Origin of the sequence: Streptomyces sp. NRRL S-920, from assembly GCF_000717945.1 — a bacterium.
Taxonomy (GTDB): domain Bacteria; phylum Actinomycetota; class Actinomycetes; order Streptomycetales; family Streptomycetaceae; genus Streptomyces; species Streptomyces alboniger.
Map to the genome: position 1 here is coordinate 1 of NZ_JODF01000186.1, position 270 is coordinate 270.

Sequence of the window (270 nt, forward strand, 5' to 3'; positions counted from 1 at the left end):
CCGGCAGCACATGCCACGTCGCACACAACGTGACCTCGGTCGGCCCATACAAGTGCCGCACCTGAACCCCAGGACACACCTCACGCACCCGCGCCACCGCCCCCGCAGGCACCACATCCCCACCAGTCAGCACCTCACGCAAACCCGCAAAACACTCCGGCGACTCCTCCGCAAGCACCCGGAACAAACCAGCCGTCACATGCAACGCCGTAACACCCTCCGCCACCGCCTCCCGCACCCGCCCCGCATCCACCACACCAGGCCCCGCCA

The 270-nt window shown here is 68.1% G+C and carries 1 protein-coding gene; it reads right to left on the reverse strand.

Annotated elements, in window-relative coordinates; translation table 11 throughout:
• Window positions 1–270 (reverse strand): AMP-binding protein (locus IG54_RS38985; RefSeq protein WP_158709023.1); only part of this gene is annotated, 270 nt, incomplete at both ends.